This window comes from Aeromonas sp. ZOR0001 (assembly GCF_000801015.1).
In the GTDB taxonomy this organism is placed as follows: Bacteria; Pseudomonadota; Gammaproteobacteria; order Enterobacterales; family Aeromonadaceae; genus Aeromonas; species Aeromonas veronii.
The window spans coordinates 1-18,170 of record NZ_JRJY01000123.1; the positions used below are offsets into that span (position 1 = coordinate 1).

The 18,170-nt window shown below is 55.0% G+C and carries 17 protein-coding genes and 1 tRNA gene; all 18 read right to left on the reverse strand.

Features of this window, described 5'->3' with window-relative positions; all coding sequences use genetic code 11:
• A partial coding sequence (locus L972_RS21035) for a GTP-binding protein (RefSeq protein WP_047440382.1) occupies nt 1–92 on the reverse strand: 92 nt, incomplete at its 3' end.
• A 54-nt stretch (nt 93–146) separates the two neighbouring features.
• Nucleotides 147–2,252, reverse strand: a complete 2,106-nt coding sequence (gene fusA, locus L972_RS15940; RefSeq protein WP_021229318.1) for an elongation factor G — start codon at nt 2,250–2,252, stop codon at nt 147–149.
• A gap of 75 nt (nt 2,253–2,327) precedes the next feature.
• Entirely contained in the window at nt 2,328–2,798 is a 471-nt protein-coding gene (rpsG, locus tag L972_RS15945) for a 30S ribosomal protein S7 (protein ID WP_005339911.1), read from the reverse strand.
• A 93-nt stretch (nt 2,799–2,891) separates the two neighbouring features.
• Complete coding sequence (rpsL, locus tag L972_RS15950; protein WP_005306278.1) at nt 2,892–3,266, reverse strand: 30S ribosomal protein S12; 375 nt, start codon at nt 3,264–3,266, stop codon at nt 2,892–2,894.
• Nucleotides 3,267–3,448: 182 nt separating this feature from the next.
• A complete protein-coding gene (gene tusB, locus L972_RS15955; RefSeq protein ID WP_047439476.1) occupies nt 3,449–3,727 on the reverse strand; it encodes a sulfurtransferase complex subunit TusB in 279 nt (92 codons plus the stop codon).
• 7 nt (nt 3,728–3,734) lie between these two features.
• Complete coding sequence (gene tusC / locus L972_RS15960; RefSeq protein WP_005341830.1) at nt 3,735–4,094, reverse strand: sulfurtransferase complex subunit TusC; 360 nt, start codon at nt 4,092–4,094, stop codon at nt 3,735–3,737.
• A gap of 8 nt (nt 4,095–4,102) precedes the next feature.
• Complete coding sequence (tusD, locus tag L972_RS15965; RefSeq protein WP_047439478.1) at nt 4,103–4,495, reverse strand: sulfurtransferase complex subunit TusD; 393 nt, start codon at nt 4,493–4,495, stop codon at nt 4,103–4,105.
• 84 nt (nt 4,496–4,579) lie between these two features.
• Nucleotides 4,580–4,960: a RidA family protein gene (locus L972_RS15970; protein ID WP_005341834.1), complete on the reverse strand. Its 381-nt coding sequence runs from the start codon at nt 4,958–4,960 to the stop codon at nt 4,580–4,582.
• A gap of 24 nt (nt 4,961–4,984) precedes the next feature.
• Nucleotides 4,985–5,701, reverse strand: a complete 717-nt coding sequence (locus tag L972_RS15975; RefSeq protein WP_005339902.1) for a helix-turn-helix transcriptional regulator — start codon at nt 5,699–5,701, stop codon at nt 4,985–4,987.
• A gap of 194 nt (nt 5,702–5,895) precedes the next feature.
• Nucleotides 5,896–10,200, reverse strand: a complete 4,305-nt coding sequence (gene rpoC, locus L972_RS15980; RefSeq protein WP_005339899.1) for a DNA-directed RNA polymerase subunit beta' — start codon at nt 10,198–10,200, stop codon at nt 5,896–5,898.
• Between the two features lie 91 nt (nt 10,201–10,291).
• Entirely contained in the window at nt 10,292–14,320 is a 4,029-nt protein-coding gene (gene rpoB / locus L972_RS15985; RefSeq protein ID WP_005339897.1) for a DNA-directed RNA polymerase subunit beta, read from the reverse strand.
• A 224-nt stretch (nt 14,321–14,544) separates the two neighbouring features.
• Complete coding sequence (gene rplL, locus L972_RS15990) at nt 14,545–14,910, reverse strand: 50S ribosomal protein L7/L12 (protein WP_005306304.1); 366 nt, start codon at nt 14,908–14,910, stop codon at nt 14,545–14,547.
• A 51-nt stretch (nt 14,911–14,961) separates the two neighbouring features.
• On the reverse strand, nt 14,962–15,462 hold the full coding sequence (rplJ, locus tag L972_RS15995; protein WP_005339895.1) for a 50S ribosomal protein L10: 501 nt from the start codon (nt 15,460–15,462) through the stop codon (nt 14,962–14,964).
• Nucleotides 15,463–15,718: 256 nt separating this feature from the next.
• Nucleotides 15,719–16,420, reverse strand: a complete 702-nt coding sequence (rplA, locus tag L972_RS16000) for a 50S ribosomal protein L1 (RefSeq protein ID WP_005339888.1) — start codon at nt 16,418–16,420, stop codon at nt 15,719–15,721.
• A 4-nt stretch (nt 16,421–16,424) separates the two neighbouring features.
• Nucleotides 16,425–16,853 (reverse strand): 50S ribosomal protein L11, encoded by a 429-nt coding sequence (rplK, locus tag L972_RS16005; protein WP_026456244.1) that lies wholly within the window; start codon nt 16,851–16,853, stop codon nt 16,425–16,427.
• A gap of 134 nt (nt 16,854–16,987) precedes the next feature.
• A complete protein-coding gene (gene nusG / locus L972_RS16010) occupies nt 16,988–17,539 on the reverse strand; it encodes a transcription termination/antitermination protein NusG (protein WP_005306318.1) in 552 nt (183 codons plus the stop codon).
• 9 nt (nt 17,540–17,548) lie between these two features.
• Nucleotides 17,549–17,920 (reverse strand): preprotein translocase subunit SecE, encoded by a 372-nt coding sequence (gene secE, locus L972_RS16015; RefSeq protein ID WP_005306322.1) that lies wholly within the window; start codon nt 17,918–17,920, stop codon nt 17,549–17,551.
• A 60-nt stretch (nt 17,921–17,980) separates the two neighbouring features.
• Nucleotides 17,981–18,057: transfer RNA gene (locus tag L972_RS16020), tRNA-Trp, on the reverse strand.
• Nucleotides 18,058–18,170 lie beyond the last annotated feature (113 nt).

Below are 18,170 nucleotides of genomic sequence, written 5' to 3' on the forward strand. Positions count from 1 at the left end.
GCTGCAGTCAGGGTGGTTTTACCGTGGTCAACGTGGCCGATGGTGCCGACGTTTACGTGCGGTTTATTACGCTCAAATTTTTCTTTAGACACGACGTAGTCCTTCTAGGTTAAACCCGCCTACCGTCGTAGGCGGGGAATCTTAAATTACTTGGATTTGCGCTCTTCGATCACGGCTTGTGCAACGTTGGTCGGTGCATCGTGATACTTGGCGAATTCCATGGCGTAGGAAGCACGACCCTGGGTAGCGGAACGCAGTGCAGTTGCATAACCGAACATTTCGGCCAGCGGCACCAGAGCACGTACGATCTTGCCGGACGGGCCATCTTCCATACCTTCGATCAGGCCACGACGACGGTTCAGGTCACCGATAACGTCGCCCATGTAATCTTCCGGAGTTTCAACTTCTACTTTCATGATCGGCTCGAGCAGAACCGGGTTGGCTTTCATGAAGCCAGCCTTAAAGGCCATGGAAGCAGCGATTTTGAACGCCAGTTCGGAAGAGTCGACATCGTGGTAAGAACCGAAGTGCAGACGCACACCCAGATCCATAACCGGGTAACCAGCCAGCGGACCAGATTTGAGCTGCTCACGGATACCTTTATCAACACCTGGGATGAATTCACCAGGAATGACACCACCTTTGATGTCGTTGACGAATTCGTAGGCTTTGCCTTCTTCCAGCGGGTACATGTCGATAACAACATGACCGTACTGACCGCGACCACCAGACTGCTTGGCATGCTTGCCTTCGATGTCTTTAACGGTGGTACGGATGGTTTCACGGTAGGCAACCTGCGGCTTACCTACGTTGGCTTCAACCTTGAACTCGCGACGCATACGGTCAACGATGATGTCCAGGTGCAGCTCACCCATACCAGCGATGATGGTTTGACCTGACTCTTCGTCAGTCCATACGCGGAAGGACGGATCTTCCTGAGCCAGACGGCCCAGTGCCAGACCCATCTTCTCCTGGTCAGCCTTGGTTTTCGGCTCAACCGCGATAGAAATTACCGGCTCCGGGAATTCCATACGCTCGAGGATGATCGGTGCGTTCGGGTCACACAGGGTGTCACCAGTGGTCACGTCTTTCAGACCGATAGCAGCAGCGATGTCACCAGCGCGTACTTCTTTGATCTCTTCACGCTTGTTGGCATGCATCTGAACGATACGGCCAAAACGCTCGCGCTTGTCCTTGACGGAGTTCAGCACGGTGTCACCGGAGTTGATCACGCCAGAGTAGACACGGAAGAAGGTCAGGTTACCAACGAACGGGTCGGTAGCGATCTTGAACGCCAGAGCAGAGAACGGCTCGTCATCAGAAGCGTGACGCTCGTCTTTGGTCTCGCCGTCCATTTTCAGGCCGTCGATAGCAGCAACGTCGGTCGGAGCCGGCAGGTACTCGATCACGGCATCCAGCATGGCCTGTACGCCCTTGTTCTTGAACGCGGAGCCACAGGTTACCAGGATGATTTCGTTGTTCAGCACGCGCTGACGCAGAGCACCCTTGATCTCTTCCTCGGTCAGCTCTTCGCCGCCCAGGTATTTTTCCATCAGGTCTTCAGACGCTTCAGCAGCGGCTTCAACCAGATTCATGCGCATTTCTTGCGCCTGTTCCAGCAACTCGGCCGGGACGTCTTCGTAATCGAAGGATACGCCCTGATCAGCTTCATTCCAGTTGATGGCTTTCATCTTGACCAGGTCAACAACGCCCTTGAAGTTCTCTTCAGAGCCGATGTTCAGCTGAAGCGGAACCGGAGTACCTTTCAGACGAGTCTTGATGTGCTCAACGCAGCGCAGGAAGTTGGCGCCGGTACGGTCCATCTTGTTGACGAACGCGATACGGGGAACCTTGTACTTGTTAGCCTGACGCCATACGGTTTCAGACTGTGGCTGTACGCCACCTACGGCACAGTACACCATCACGGCACCGTCCAGAACACGCATTGAACGCTCTACTTCGATAGTAAAGTCAACGTGGCCCGGGGTATCGATGATGTTGATACGGTGCGGTTGGAACTGTTTACCCATACCGGACCAGAAAGCGGTGGTCGCGGCGGAGGTGATGGTGATACCACGCTCTTGTTCCTGTTCCATCCAGTCCATGGTGGCAGCGCCATCGTGAACTTCACCGATCTTGTGACTTACACCGGTGTAAAACAGTACGCGCTCGGTAGTAGTAGTCTTACCGGCGTCAATGTGAGCGGAGATACCGATGTTACGATAACGCTCAATGGGGGTTGTACGAGCCATTGTCATCCTCTTACTAAGGCGCTTGTCCCTAGATAATTAAAGGTGCGCAGAGTCAAAAGACCCTGCGCAAGCGGATTACCAGCGGAAGTGAGCGAAGGCTTTGTTCGCTTCAGCCATACGGTGAACGTCTTCACGTTTCTTGACAGACGAACCCTTATTGTCAGCGGCATCCAGCAGCTCGCCAGCCAGACGCTGAGCCATTGATTTTTCACCACGTTTACGAGCGGCATCAACCAACCAGCGCATTGCCAGGGCATTGCGACGTACCGGACGAACTTCTACCGGCACCTGATAGGTTGCACCACCGACGCGACGAGATTTAACCTCGACCGCCGGACGAATGTTATCCAGAGCTTCTTCGAATACGGCCAGGTGCTCTTTGCCAGATTTGGTGGCAATGATGTCCAGGGCGCCATAAACAATGGCTTCTGCAACAGATTTCTTACCGTCAACCATTACTACGTTGACAAATTTAGCCAGCAGCTCTGATCCGAACTTGGGATCTGGCAGGATTTTACGCTGACCAACAACACGACGTCTTGGCATTTCAAATTCTCCGTAACTTCAGGGATTACCCAAAACTAGAAAGCTATCTAACTAGAAACGAATTAACGTTTGGCCTTACTTAACGGAGAACCATTAAGCTTTAGGACGCTTCACGCCATACTTGGAGCGAGCCTGCTTACGGTCTTTAACACCGGCACAGTCCAACGCACCACGAACGGTGTGATAACGAACACCTGGCAAGTCTTTTACACGACCGCCACGGATCAGAACAACAGAGTGCTCTTGCAGGTTGTGACCTTCACCGCCGATGTAGGAGGTGACTTCGAAGCCGTTGGTCAGACGTACACGGCACACTTTACGCAGTGCAGAGTTAGGCTTCTTCGGGGTGGTGGTATATACACGAGTGCATACGCCACGCTTCTGAGGGCACGCTTCCAGCGCCGGCACGTTGCTTTTCACAACGAGCTTGATGCGTGGCTTGCGAACCAACTGGTTAATAGTTGCCATCAAAAGGCTCCTGATAATGACTTCATAAACGTGTGGAAAATCCTCCCCGCAGATACGGGGACGCGAAATTTTATGCCCTGTTGTCTGGGGAGTCAAGATTTATACAATTTGCGTCACAAAAGGGCAATTCGGATCCGTTTGATTTCACGACATCACCTTGAATTTTCTTGGAAATGTGCTTCTCAGCCACCCCAGGTGCGCGGGGAACCTTTTTGCGCAATCAGTGCCACCAGACCCGCCATATCGAGCACATTGCCCACCCGATGCAGCAAACCGCGAGCTTGCAGATCTTCCTGCATCACATAAAGCGGGATACCCGCCAGCCGCGCACTCCACTGGGGAGCCGATGCCGCAATCACGGCATCCTGCATCAGTACCAGCTCATCCTCGGGCTGAAGGTATGAGAGCGCCTCTGCCAGAGCCTGACTCTGAAAGGGAGAGTTCAATATCAGATGCAACATGGAGACCTCAAAAGCTGATGTGAGTCGAACATTGTGCCCAGCGCCGAGCCAGTTCCTGGCGCGGCAGACTCTCGACGGGGATCAGCAGATCATCCACTGTCACGCCACGCTCTGCCAGCGAGTCAGCACAAACATAGACCTCTTCGATGTCGTAGAGTTCCAGCATTTTGAAGGTGGGCGCGTAGTGGCGCTGCAAAATGGCGGCAGGCTGCTGTTCCTTGAGCAGTTGCAACACACCGTCCCCAATCAGGAAGAGGGCCAGCTCATCGGTCATGGCCGAGGTGGCCAGCAGGGCATCCAACCCTTCCCGGCCAGCGGCATGGCCATGGGGACCACGACTGCATATAAAGGCGATTTTCTTGCTCATGACTCCCCCTAGAACTGAACCAACCGATCGGCGGTGAGCGCCGCCTCGGCCAATTGGCCCAGACCGCTCAGGCAAAATGGCGGTTGCAGATTGAAGTGCACCTGCCCTGCCCCCTTGGCCTCCTGTTCATCGAGCACACCGCGTCGCATGGCGGCGGCGACACAGACGTCGATACCGATCCCCTGCTCTTCTGCCAGCTCTCGCCACAGACGCACCAGATCAGTCTCATCGGATGCAGGCAGATGCAAACCGTTGCCGTTGCAGACCCCGTCCTGATAGAAGAACAGGTGGGACAAGGTATGCCCCTGCGCCAACAGGGTGCGGGCAAAACGATAGGCTGTGCTGGCCGATTGGGTGCCATAGGCAGGCCCCGTGACCAGGATGGCAAAACTCAGACTCATAGCAGGACTCCTGTGCTGACCCGGTCCATTTTACGCCAAAAACAAAAAAGCCCCTGCCAGGAGGGGCTTGATTCAATCTGTTGATCAGAGATGGGCAATCGCCTCGACCTCGACCAGCACATCTTTCGGCAGACGGGCCACCTCTACGCAGGAGCGGGCTGGCGCAGCATCGCCAAAGTAGCGGGCATAGACCTGGTTGAAGGCAACGAAGTTGTTCATGTCGCTCAGGAAGCAGGTGGTTTTGACCACTTTGCTGGCATCAGCACCCGCAGCGTGCAACACGGCAACCAGATTCTTCATTACCTGCTCGGCCTGCTCTTCAATGCCGCCAGCCACAATTTCCATGGTGGCAGGATCGAGCGGGATCTGCCCGGAGGTGAAGATCATCTCGCCAACCTTGGTAGCCTGAACATACGGACCAATCGCGGCAGGCGCCTTGTCGGTTGCAATCACTTCTTTAGCCATTCATCTATCCCCTTCTGGAATGAGTTACTCGTTCTCGTCTTCACCCTGCTTGCGCTGTCGGATGTAAAGATAAACGGTATGTTTTGAAATATTGAGTTTGTCCGCCACCAGATTGATCGAATCCTTGATGTCGAAAATGCCCTTCTCGAACAACTGGGTCACGATGAAGCGGTTCTTGGCATTGTTGGCCACGGTGGGATCGCGGTTGATCTCGTCGATGGTGTTATCCACCGTCTGGGCGACCAGCTCTTCCACGCTATTGGCGAAGGTCTCTGGTGACTGGCGCGCCGCCTGCTGGGGCGTCGGGAAAAATTCGGCCACGAACTCGTGGAAAGGCGCATTGATGTGCAGGTTGATGCAGATAAGTCCCACTACTTGCCGCTCGCTGTTGCGAATGGCGATGGTACTCGACTTCATCAGCGCGCCGGTACGGCTGCGAGCGAAATAGCTCTGGGTGTAATCCTGGCCGGTGCTCTCGATGTCCTTGAGCATGCGCAGGGCGAGATCGGTGATGGGCGCCCCGAGGGTGCGTCCGGTATTGAAGCCGTTGGCGATCTTGATCACCGACTCGTGCAGATTTTCCAGGGAGTGGAGTACCACTTCACAATGCTTGCCGAACAGCTCGGCCAAGCCATCGATGAGCCCATCGTATGAGCGCAACAATTCCCTGTCTTCATCTGTAAAAGTGCGGCTGATCAGCTGTTCTTCGGGAAGCATGGCTTCCTCGATACCGACAGTCATGTTCTACCCCTGTAATAACCATTCAACTTTCCCGAGTTTTAAATTGCAGGGGAGTAAAGTCAACTTTTTTTGATTTTTTACTCTACAACTTTGCTCTGGATCATCCTGAAACCCGCGCTGCGTCTACCTTTGCCGAGGAATTGGCCAACAAAAAGGGCTCCTTGAAGGAGCCCTTTTCAATCACGGATGACGAGTTACTCTTCGTCGAAGCTACCGGCTGCGTTCAGCAGATCCGCCAGGTTCTGCTCCGCTTCATCAGCGGTCACCTGCGGGGTACCAACAGCACGAGCTGCGGCAGCACGCTGGTTGATCCGGCTGTGGTGGTAGGCAAAGCCGGTACCAGCCGGGATCAGACGACCCACGATGACGTTCTCTTTCAGACCACGCAGTTCATCACGCTTGCCACCTACGGCGGCTTCGGTCAGAACGCGAGTGGTTTCCTGGAAGGAAGCCGCGGAGATGAAGGACTCGGTGCTCAGAGATGCCTTGGTAATACCCATCAGTACATGACGGTAGGTCGCAGGGGTCTTGCCCTCGGCAACCAGCTTACGGTTGGCAATCTTCACACGAGCCACTTCAACCTGTTCGCCTTCGATCAGATCGGTATCGCCAGCGCTCAGGATCTCGCACTTGCGCAGCATCTGACGAACGATGACTTCGATGTGCTTGTCGTTGATCTTAACGCCTTGCAGACGGTAAACGTCCTGCACTTCGTTGGCGATGTAGTTGGCGACCGGGCTGATACCGCGCAGACGCAGGATGTCGTGAGCAGACTCAGGACCGTCCGCCAGCACTTCACCCTTCTCAACTTTTTCACCTTCGAACACGTTCAGGTTACGCCACTTCGGAATCATCTCTTCGTAGACGTTGCCACCATCGGTCGGGGTGATGACCAGACGGCGTTTGCCCTTGGTCTCTTTCCCGAAGGAGATGGTACCGGAGATCTCGGCCAGAATTGCCGGTTCCTTCGGTTGACGTGCTTCGAACAGATCCGCAACGCGCGGCAGACCACCGGTGATGTCCTTGGTACCGCCGGACTCTTGCGGGATACGCGCTACCGCGTCACCCACGCCCACGTTGGCACCATCTTCCAGGTTCACGATCGCCTTGCCCGGCAGGAAGTACTGGGCGGCTACATCGGTACCCGGGATCATCACGTCTTTGCCGTTCAGGTCGACCAGTTTAACGGTCGGACGCATCTCTTTACCGGCGCTCGGACGCTCGTTGACATCCAGTACGACGATAGAAGAGAGACCGGTCAGCTCGTCGGTCTGACGAGTGATGGTCACGCCATCGATCATGTGTTCGAACTGCAGGCGACCTGCCACTTCGGTGATGATCGGGTGGGTGTGTGGATCCCAGTTGGCAACGGTCTCACCAGCACTCACGGCCTGGCCGTCCTTCACTTCCAGCACGGAACCGTAAGGCAGCTTGTGGCTTTCCTTGGTACGGCCCATGTCGTCCATGATGGTCAGTTCGGTAGAACGTGAGGTGATAACCAGTTTGTCATCGCTGTTGTGAACAAACTTGGCGTTCTGCAGCTTGATGGTACCGGTGTTCTTGACCTGGATGCTGCTTTCAGCAGCGGCACGAGATGCAGCACCACCGATGTGGAAAGTACGCATCGTCAGCTGGGTACCCGGTTCACCGATGGACTGGGCGGCGATAACACCGACAGCCTCACCCTTGTTAACCAAGTGACCACGGGCCAGATCACGGCCGTAGCAGTGAGCACAGTTACCGAAGTCAGTTTCACAGGTGATGGCAGAACGTACCTTCACACGGTCAACGGAGTTACGCTCCAGCAGGTCACACAGCTGCTCGTCGAGCAGGGTGTTGCGAGCGACCAGGATCTCGTCCTCGGTACCCGGCTTGATGACATCTTCTGCCACCACACGACCCAGCACGCGCTCACGCAGCGGCTCGACCACGTCGCCACCCTCGATCAGCGGAGTCATCCACAGACCGTCGGTAGTGCCGCAATCGTCCTCGGTGATCACCATGTCCTGCGCCACGTCTACCAGACGACGAGTCAGGTAACCGGAGTTCGCAGTCTTCAGTGCGGTATCCGCCAGACCCTTACGAGCACCGTGGGTAGAGATAAAGTACTGCAGTACGTTCAGACCTTCGCGGAAGTTCGCGATGATCGGGGTCTCGATGATGGAGCCATCCGGCTTGGCCATCAGGCCACGCATACCGGCCAGCTGACGGATCTGGGCGGCGGAACCACGCGCACCAGAGTCGGCCATCATAAAGATGCTGTTGAACGAGGCCTGCTCTTCTTCTTCACCCAGCGAGTTGACGTTACGCTCTTTGGACAAGTTCTCCATCATGGCCTTGGAGACGCGCTCGTTGGCGCTGGCCCAGATATCGATAACCTTGTTGTAACGCTCGCCCGCAGTCACCAGACCTGACAGGAACTGGTCCTGGATCTCGGCAACTTCGGCTTCGGCTGCCGCGATGATGTCTTTCTTGGCATCCGGGATGACCATGTCATCAATACCAACGGAAGCACCGGACAAGGCCGCGTAGTGGAAACCGGTATACATCAGCTGGTCAGCGAAGATAACGGTGTCCTTCAGGCCCTGCTTGCGATAGCAGGTATTCAGCAGACGGGAGATGAGCTTTTTGCCCAGCGCCTTGTTGGATACGCACTTGATCCAGTTCTGCGGATTGGCATCCAGATCAGCCTGTTCTGCAGCAGTCAGCACCTTCGGCTCGTCGATCAGGGCGTATTCCATGCCTTTCGGCAGGATCAGGCTCAGGATCGCACGACCAACGGTGGTGTTCTTCATCTCGGTGTGTTCACGCAGAGAACCGTCTTCCTGACGCAGGTATTCGGTAATGCGTACTTTCACACGAGCATGCAGATCGGCCAGACCGGCGCGATATACTTTCTCGGCTTCTTTCGGGCCGGCCAGCACCATACCTTCGCCTTTGGCGTTGATACGGGCACGGGTCATGTAGTACAGACCCAAGACCACGTCCTGAGAAGGAACGATGATCGGCTCACCGGAGGCAGGCGACAGGATGTTGTTGGTAGACATCATCAGTGCACGCGCTTCCAGCTGGGCTTCCAGGGTCAGCGGTACGTGGACCGCCATCTGGTCACCATCGAAGTCCGCGTTATACGCAGCACAAACCAGCGGGTGCAGCTGGATTGCCTTGCCTTCGACCAGAGTCGGTTCGAATGCCTGGATACCCAGACGGTGCAGAGTCGGTGCACGGTTCAGCAGAACCGGGTGTTCGCGGATCACTTCGTCCAGGATATCCCAAACGACAGCTTCCTCGCGCTCCACCATCTTCTTGGCGGCCTTGATAGTGGTCGCCAGACCGCGGGTTTCCAGCTTGCCATAGATGAACGGCTTGAACAGTTCCAGCGCCATCTTCTTCGGCAGACCGCACTGATGCAGACGCAGAGTCGGGCCTACGGTGATAACGGAACGACCGGAGTAGTCGACACGCTTACCGAGCAGGTTCTGACGGAAACGACCCTGCTTACCCTTGATCATGTCGGCCAGGGATTTCAGCGGGCGCTTGTTGGAACCGGTGATGGCACGACCGCGACGGCCGTTATCCAGCAGCGCATCGACGGACTCTTGCAGCATACGCTTTTCGTTGCGCACGATGATGTCCGGAGCAGCCAGATCCAGCAGACGCTTCAAGCGGTTGTTACGGTTGATCACGCGACGGTACAGATCGTTCAGATCGGAAGTCGCGAAACGGCCGCCGTCCAGCGGTACCAGCGGACGCAGGTCCGGCGGCAGCACAGGCAGCACTGTCATGATCATCCACTCCGGCTTGTTGCCGGACTGCAGGAAAGCTTCCATCAGCTTCAGACGCTTGGTGGTCTTCTTGCGCTTGGTCTCGGAGTTGGTTTGATCCAGCTCCTCACGCATGGTTTTGACTTCACCTTCCAGATCGATAGCGCGCAGCAATGCCAGGATTGCTTCGGCACCCATCTTGGCGTCAAATTCGTCGCCCCACTCTTCCAGCGCATCCAGGTACTGCTCTTCAGAGAGCATCTGGCTGCGTTCGAGGTTGGTCATGCCCGGCTCGATTACGACGAAAGATTCGAAGTAGAGCACACGCTCGATGTCGCGCAGGGTCATGTCCAGCAGCAGACCGATACGGGACGGCAGGGACTTCAGGAACCAGATGTGGGCAGTCGGGCTGGCCAGCTCGATGTGGCCCATACGCTCACGACGGACCTTGGTCTGGGTCACTTCAACGCCGCACTTCTCACAGATCACACCACGGTGTTTCAGGCGCTTGTACTTGCCGCACAGACACTCGTAGTCCTTCACCGGTCCGAAGATACGGGCGCAGAACAGACCATCACGCTCCGGCTTGAAAGTCCGGTAGTTGATGGTCTCAGGCTTTTTGACCTCACCGAATGACCAGGAGCGGATCATGTCAGGAGAGGCCAGACCGATCTTGATACTGTCAAACTCTTCGGTCTTGGTCTGAGCCTTCAAAAACTTGAGTAAGTCTTTCACGTGTTTCCCCTGTCAGGAGTCTAACCTCGGCGCCCCGGCTGCCAAAACAGCGGGGCGCCCACGTCAATTCTCGAACAATAAGAGCGAGCTCTTACTCTTCGTCCAGCTCGATGTTGATACCCAGAGAGCGGATTTCCTTCAGCAATACGTTGAAGGATTCGGGCATGCCCGGCTCCATACGGTGGTCGCCATCCACGATGTTCTTATACATCTTGGTACGGCCATTCACATCGTCAGACTTGACGGTCAGCATTTCCTGCAGGGTATATGCCGCACCGTAAGCCTCCAGGGCCCACACTTCCATCTCACCGAAACGCTGACCACCGAACTGAGCCTTACCACCCAGCGGCTGCTGGGTAACCAGGCTGTAAGAACCGGTAGAACGCGCGTGCATCTTGTCGTCGACCAAGTGGTTCAGCTTGAGCATGTACATGTAACCAACGGTTACTTTACGCTCGAAGCGGTTACCGGTACGGCCATCGAACAGATCAATCTGACCGGATTCCGGCAGATCGGCCAGCTTCAGCAGGGCTTTGATTTCGCGCTCTTTGGCACCATCAAAGACCGGAGTAGCAACCGGCAGACCCTTACGCAGGTTACCCACCAGGGTACGTACGTCGTCATCAGACAGTTCGGCGATGTTCACTTGCTGGGTGTCCTTCTCGCCCAGGTCATAGACCTGTTGCAGGAAGTTGCGCATCTCGTGCAGCTCGCGCTGCTCTTTGACCATGCGATCGATCTTCTCGCCGATACCCTTGGCCGCAAGGCCCAGGTGCACTTCGAGGATCTGACCGATGTTCATACGGGATGGTACGCCCAACGGGTTCAGTACGATGTCGACCGGACGGCCGAACTCGTCATGAGGCATATCCTCGACCGGACAGATCTTGGAGATAACACCCTTGTTACCGTGACGGCCCGCCATCTTGTCACCCGGCTGGATGCGACGCTTGACTGCCAGATAAACCTTGACGATTTTCAGTACGCCCGGCGCCAGATCATCACCCTGGATAATCTTGCGACGCTTGTTCTCGAATTTCTTGTCGAACTCGGCTTTCAGCTCAACGTGCTGTTCAGCGATCTGTTCCAGTTCGGTCTGCTTGCCTTCGTCTTCGATGGCCAGTTCAAACCACTTGGAGCGATCGAGCTTGTTCAGACGATCTTCGCTGTAACCGGCGGCCAGCAGCAGGTTGCGGGAGCGGCCGAAAATGCCGTCTTCCAGGATCTTGAACTCTTCGGTCAAGTCCTTCTTCGCTTCCTTCAGCTGCATCTCTTCGATTTCTTTGGCGCGCTTGTCTTTTTCCACGCCATCGCGGGTAAAGACCTGCACGTCAACCACGGTACCGTACACACCGTTCGGTACACGCAGGGAGGAGTCCTTCACATCGGACGCCTTCTCACCGAAGATGGCGCGCAGCAGCTTCTCTTCCGGTGTCAGCTGGGTTTCACCTTTCGGGGTTACCTTACCGACCAGAATGTCGCCGCCCTTCACTTCGGCACCCACGTAGACGATACCGGACTCGTCCAGCTTGGACAGAGCGGCTTCACCCACGTTCGGGATGTCAGCAGTGATCTCTTCCGGACCCAGCTTGGTGTCACGGGAGATACAGGCCAGTTCCTGGATATGGATGGTGGTCAGGCGATCTTCCTGAACAACACGCTCGTTCACCAGGATCGAGTCTTCGAAGTTGTAACCGTTCCACGGCATGAACGCGACGCGCATGTTCTGACCCAGCGCCAGTTCACCCAGATCGGTGGACGGGCCGTCAGCCAGTACGTCGCCAGCCATCACCGGCTCACCCAACATCACACAAGGACGCTGGTTGATACAGGTGTTCTGGTTGGAACGGGTGTATTTGGTCAGGTTGTAGATGTCGATACCGGCTTCGCCTGGCATCAGCTCATCTTCATTGACCTTCAGGACGATACGGGAGGCATCGACATAGTCGATTACGCCGCCACGCTTGGCCACTACGGTTACACCGGAGTCAACGGCCACAGCGCGTTCCATACCGGTACCTACCAGCGGCTTGTCAGCACGCAGAGTCGGTACAGCCTGACGTTGCATGTTTGAACCCATCAATGCGCGGTTCGCGTCATCGTGTTCCAGGAACGGGATCAGAGCCGCTGCCACAGATACGATCTGCTGCGGGCTCACGTCCATATACTGGATCTGGTCGGCGTTCATAAAGGTGGATTCACCTTTGTGACGGCACGGGATCAATTCATCTTTCAGACGGCCATCTTCGGTGGTCGCGGCGTTAGCCTGTGCGATCACGTACTTGCCTTCTTCAATAGCAGACAGGTAGTCCACTTCGTCGGTGATCACACCGTCAATGACCTTACGGTACGGGGTCTCGAGGAAACCGTACTCGTTGGTACGAGAGTACACGGACAGAGAGTTGATCAGACCGATGTTCGGACCTTCAGGAGTCTCGATAGGGCACAGACGACCGTAGTGGGTCGGGTGTACGTCTCGGACTTCAAAGCCGGCACGCTCACGAGTCAAACCGCCCGGGCCCAGCGCGGAGATACGACGCTTGTGGGTCACTTCGGAGAGCGGGTTGTTCTGGTCCATAAACTGGGACAGCTGGCTGGAACCAAAGAACTCTTTGACTGCGGCGGAGATCGGCTTGGCATTGATCAGATCCTGCGGCATCAGGGTGTCCAGGTCGCCCAGGGAGAGACGCTCCTTGACCGCACGCTCGACACGCACCAGACCGACGCGGAACTGGTTTTCAGCCATTTCACCGACAGAACGAATACGACGGTTACCCAAGTGGTCGATATCATCCACTTCGTCGTTACCGTTACGGATGTCGATCAGGCGCTTCATCACATCGACGATGTCGTCTTTGGTCAGTACACCAGCGCCAGTCTCGTCTTCACGACCCAGACGGCGGTTGAACTTCATCCGACCTACGGTAGACAGGTCGTAACGCTCGGCGGAGAAGAACAGGTTTTCGAACAGCTGTTCTGCAGCTTCGCGAGTAGGCGGCTCGCCCGGACGCATCATGCGATAGATCTCGACCAGCGCTTCCAAACGGTTGGAGCTGGAGTCGACACGCAGGGTCTCGGACATGTAAGCACCGTGATCCAGTTCGTTGGTGAACAGAACCTCGAAATGCTTGAAGCCGGCTTGGGACAGGTTGGCGATCGCTTCCAGGCTCAGCGCCTGGTTGGCGGTCACGACCATCTCGCCAGTTTGCGGATGTGCGTAGTCCTTGGCAGCAACTTTGCCAACAACATACTCAACCGGTACCTCAATCTGGGTAACGGCATCTTTTTCCAACTGACGGATGTGACGCGCAGTCACACGACGACCGGTCTCAACCACCACGGCGCCATTGGCCACGATGTCAAAGGTCGCAGTTTCACCACGCAGACGCTCCGGCACCAGATCCATCATCAACTTGCCATCTTTTACTTCAAAACCGATGGTCTCGAAGAAGGTGGCCAGGATTTGTTCGGAAGTGAAGTCCAGGGCGCGCAGAATAATGGATGCTGGCAGTTTGCGACGACGGTCGATACGGACAAACAGGTTGTCTTTCGCATCAAACTCGAAGTCCAGCCAGGAGCCACGGTAGGGGATAACGCGAGCGTTATACAGTACCTTACCGGATGAATGAGTTTTGCCTTTATCGTGGTCGAAGAAGACGCCCGGGCTGCGGTGCAGCTGGGAGACGATAACCCGCTCGGTACCATTGATAACAAAGGTGCCGTTCTCGGTCATGAGCGGAATTTCGCCCATGTATACTTCTTGTTCCTTGATGTCTTTGACGGTGCCGGCAGCTGCTTCACGGTCGTACAGAACCATACGAAGCTTGACACGCAGCGGCGCGGAGTAGGTCACTCCACGGATCTGGCATTCTTTTACGTCAAATACCGGCTCACCCAGGCGATAGCTGACATACTGAAGCTCAGCACTACCGGAGTAACTGGTGATCGGGAAAACGCTACGGAAAGCGGCCTCTAGGCCATATTCACCTTCCGGGTCAGCCTCGATGAACTGCTTGAAGGAGTCCAGCTGAATGGACAACAGATAAGGCGTGTCCAGTACCTGGTCTCGCTTACCGAAGTCCTTACGAATGCGTTTTTTTTCGGTATAAGAGTAAACCATAGGGTTCCTCAGCTCGCTGATAAGTGACCCACTCTGTCCCGCGGGACAGCTCTGTCTCAACACCGTTTTGTGTTGGCCCGGACGAAAGAAGACAGTCCGGATTGCTGGTGCACCGAGAGTCGTAAACGGTGTGAAATGCTCTCAGTCTACAGCGCAAAAAGGCTGGTGAACAAAAATTCACCAGCCCTAGCCTGTTTTATCAGGCTAATCTACATAAATGCAGATTATTTGATCTCAACAGAAGCACCGGCAGCTTCCAGCTCTTTCTTCAGAGCTTCAGCTTCGTCCTTGGACACGCCTTCCTTCAGGTTAGCCGGAGCAGCTTCTACCAGGTCTTTGGCTTCTTTCAGGCCCAGACCGGTAGCGCCACGAACGGCTTTGATAACGGCAACTTTGTTGGCGCCAGCAGCAGTCAGAACTACGTCGAACTCGGTCTTCTCTTCTACTGCTTCAGCAGCAGCCGGGCCAGCCATTACGGCAGCAGCGGCAGAAACACCGAACTTCTCTTCCATAGCTTCGATCAGCTCAACAACTTCCATTACGGACATGGAAGCAACGGCTTCGATGATTTGGTCTTTAGTGATAGACATGACAAAAATTCCTGATGTTGAATAAACTCAAACAGCCTAAATAGGCGAGAATCAAGCAGCAGCTTGTTTCTGGTCGCGAACAGCAGCGATAGTACGAACCAGCTTGCCAGCAGAGGCTTCTTTCATAGTCGCCATCAACTTCGCAATTGCTTCTTCGTAAGTCGGCAGCGTGGCCAGACGATCAATTTGTGCTGCGGCGATAAACTCACCGTTAAAAGCGCCAGCCTTGATTTCGAACTTTTGGTTCGCTTTGGCAAACTCTTTGAACAGACGAGCAGCAGCGCCCGGGTGTTCGTTAGAGAAAGCAATCAAGGTAGGACCGGTAAATGCGTCGTTCAGGCACTCGTATTCGGTACCTTCTACCGCGCGACGCAGCAGGGTGTTACGCACAACGCGCATGTACACACCGGCTTCACGAGCGGTTTTACGCAGGACGGTCATCTTGTCTACAGTTACACCGCGAGAATCGGCAACAACTGCAGAAAGAGCGCCTTTGGCAGCTTCGTTGACTTCAGCAACAATTGCCTTTTTGTCTTCGAGTCCCAATGCCATTGGCTTAACTCCTGGATTGAATCCGGGTCTATTGACCCAGTACTGACACATCCCCCCTACCTTTACAACAGAGGGGAACGATGCGGTAGCAGGATTCCAGAAGAGAAAGAATCTTTCTCGCTGGGTTTCCGGCACCGTCTACGCAGGAAACATTAAGGCTTTGCAGCCTCCTGCGGTCTTGGACGGAGGTCGAAACCCCCAACCAATCAAGGCGCAAAATTATAGATTAAATTTTGCGCCTTGTAAAACCCATCAATTAGGCCTGAGCTTCCAGAGAAGCTTGGTCTACGGCAACACCGGCACCCATGGTGGTGGAGATGCTGACTTTCTTGATGAATTGACCTTTGGCGGAAGAGGGCTTGCCTTTTTTCAGGGCAACCAGCAGAGCTTCCAAGTTTTCTTTCAGCTGAACTTCGTTGAAAGAAACCTTACCCAGAGTGGTATGGATGATACCATTCTTGTCGTTACGGTAACGAACCTGACCAGCCTTGGCGTTCTTGACAGCTTCGGCAACGTTAGGAGTTACAGTACCAACTTTCGGGTTCGGCATCAGGCCGCGCGGGCCCAGGATTTGACCCAGTTGACCAACAACGCGCATGGCATCCGGGGATGCGATAACTACGTCGAAGTTCATCTCGCCTTTCTTAACCAGATCGGCCAGGTCATCCATACCTACCAGGTCAGCACCGGCAGCTTTAGCTGCTTCGGCGTTGGCACCTTGGGTAAATACGGCAACGCGTACATCACGACCGGTACCGTGCGGCAGTACAGTAGCACCACGTACGTTCTGGTCAGATTTACGAGCGTCGATACCCAGGTTGACAGCAACGTCAACGCTTTCAACGAACTTGGCGGTAGCCAGTTCTTTCAGCAGGGCAATGGCTTCGTTGATGGAGTACTCTTTGGTACCGTCAACTTTTTCGCGAATAACGCGCATACGCTTGGAAAGTTTAGCCATTGTCTTAATCCTCCACTACCAGACCCATGGAACGAGCGGAGCCTGCGATGCAACGTACTTTTGCATCCAGATCGGCACCAGTCATATCCGGCTCTTTGGTCTTGGCGATTTCTTGCAGCTGGGCAACGGTCACCTTACCAACCTTGTCTTTGTTCGGCTTGGCAGAACCAGACTTGATGCCAGCAGCTTTCTTCAGCAGGAAGGAAGCAGGCGGAGTCTTGGTTTCGAAGGTGAAGGAACGGTCGCTGTAAACGGTGATCACGACCGGAGTCGGTGAACCTTTTTCCAGCTTCTCTGTACGAGCGTTGAACGCCTTACAGAATTCCATGATGTTAACACCGTGTTGACCCAGTGCAGGACCAACGGGAGGAGACGGGTTGGCTGCACCAGCAGCAACCTGCAGCTTGATATAAGCTGTGACTTTCTTAGCCATTAGGAAAATACCTCAAAAATGGGTTCTAGCGCCTCGGAGACTTGCTCCTGCAAACGGCTCCCCAACTAATAAAGGGGCAGCGAATTATAGAGATATTCGCTGCCCCTGACAACCGTTAAACGTACAGAATTCAATCAGCCCTTTTCGACCTGACCAAAATCCAGTTCAACAGGAGTAGAACGACCGAAGATCAGTACAGAGACCTTCACGCGACTCTTCTCATAATCGACCTCTTCAACGGTACCGTTGAAGTCGGCAAACGGACCATCAGCAACCCGCACCATTTCACCCGGTTCAAACAGGGTTTTCGGACGCGGCTTGTCGTGGGCATCCTGCAGACGGTTCAGGATGGCATCGGCCTCTTTGTCGGAGATCGGTGCCGGACGGTCGGAGGTACCGCCGATGAAGCCCATGACACGCGGTACGTTACGCACCAGGTGCCATGTGGTTTCATCCATGATCATCTGGACCAGGACATAACCCGGGAAAAACTTGCGCTCACTCTTGCGCTTCTGGCCAGCACGCATCTCGACCACTTCTTCGGTCGGGACCAGTACTTCACCGAACATGTCTTCCATGCCATGCATCTTGATATGTTCACGCAGGGACTTGGCTACACGGCCTTCATAGCCGGAAAAAGCCTGCACGACATACCATCTCATACGTTGTTCACGTTGTTCAGTCATGGCTTATCCTTACACACCGGTAATCAGGTTGACCAACCAGACCAAGGCACCGTCCAGAACGAACAGCAGCAGCCCCATCACGGCGGTCACCGCCAGCACAATCAGGGTTGTCTGAATGGCTTCCTGACGGGTCGGCCATACGACCTTGCGGACTTCCAGGCGAGACTCACGGGCGAATGCCAGTGTTGCCTTTCCCTTGGTGGTTTGCAGGGCCACTGCACCAGCAGCAGCAATGACAACGACCACACCCAAGGCGCGGACGGCAGCGACAACATCGTTGAGCAGGTAATTACCCACTACAGCGGCCGCCAGGATAATGAAAACCAGGCCCCAAAGCAGGGTATCCTTGCTTCCGCCCTGGCTCTCAGAACTAACACTCATACAACCCACCTGTATCTGACGTAACCAAAGACACAAAAGCCCCGTACGAGACGAGGTATATGGCAGGGGCGGCAGGACTCGAACCCGCAACCATCGGTTTTGGAGACCGCTGTTCTACCAATTCGAACTACGCCCCTACACAAGAAAGCCCCTATTATAGGGGCTTTGCTTTATTTATGTAAGCCAAAGATTAAGCGATTACGCTGGCTACAACACCAGCACCTACGGTACGGCCACCTTCACGGATAGC

Excerpts from the sequence above, each read along its gene's own strand:
- fusA (WP_021229318.1), bottom strand. The coding sequence starts at position 2,252 with ATGGCTCGTACAACCCCCATTGAGCGTTATCGTAACATCGGTATCTCC.
- rpsG (WP_005339911.1), bottom strand. The coding sequence starts at position 2,798 with ATGCCAAGACGTCGTGTTGTTGGTCAGCGTAAAATCCTGCCAGATCCC.
- rpsL (WP_005306278.1), bottom strand. The coding sequence starts at position 3,266 with ATGGCAACTATTAACCAGTTGGTTCGCAAGCCACGCATCAAGCTCGTT.
- tusB (WP_047439476.1), bottom strand. The coding sequence starts at position 3,727 with ATGTTGCATCTGATATTGAACTCTCCCTTTCAGAGTCAGGCTCTGGCA.
- tusC (WP_005341830.1), bottom strand. The coding sequence starts at position 4,094 with ATGAGCAAGAAAATCGCCTTTATATGCAGTCGTGGTCCCCATGGCCAT.
- tusD (WP_047439478.1), bottom strand. The coding sequence starts at position 4,495 with ATGAGTCTGAGTTTTGCCATCCTGGTCACGGGGCCTGCCTATGGCACC.
- L972_RS15970 (WP_005341834.1), bottom strand. The coding sequence starts at position 4,960 with ATGGCTAAAGAAGTGATTGCAACCGACAAGGCGCCTGCCGCGATTGGT.
- L972_RS15975 (WP_005339902.1), bottom strand. The coding sequence starts at position 5,701 with ATGACTGTCGGTATCGAGGAAGCCATGCTTCCCGAAGAACAGCTGATC.
- rpoB (WP_005339897.1), bottom strand. The coding sequence starts at position 14,320 with ATGGTTTACTCTTATACCGAAAAAAAACGCATTCGTAAGGACTTCGGT.
- rplL (WP_005306304.1), bottom strand. The coding sequence starts at position 14,910 with ATGTCTATCACTAAAGACCAAATCATCGAAGCCGTTGCTTCCATGTCC.
- rplJ (WP_005339895.1), bottom strand. The coding sequence starts at position 15,462 with ATGGCATTGGGACTCGAAGACAAAAAGGCAATTGTTGCTGAAGTCAAC.
- rplA (WP_005339888.1), bottom strand. The coding sequence starts at position 16,420 with ATGGCTAAACTTTCCAAGCGTATGCGCGTTATTCGCGAAAAAGTTGAC.
- rplK (WP_026456244.1), bottom strand. The coding sequence starts at position 16,853 with ATGGCTAAGAAAGTCACAGCTTATATCAAGCTGCAGGTTGCTGCTGGT.
- nusG (WP_005306318.1), bottom strand. The coding sequence starts at position 17,539 with ATGACTGAACAACGTGAACAACGTATGAGATGGTATGTCGTGCAGGCT.
- secE (WP_005306322.1), bottom strand. The coding sequence starts at position 17,920 with ATGAGTGTTAGTTCTGAGAGCCAGGGCGGAAGCAAGGATACCCTGCTT.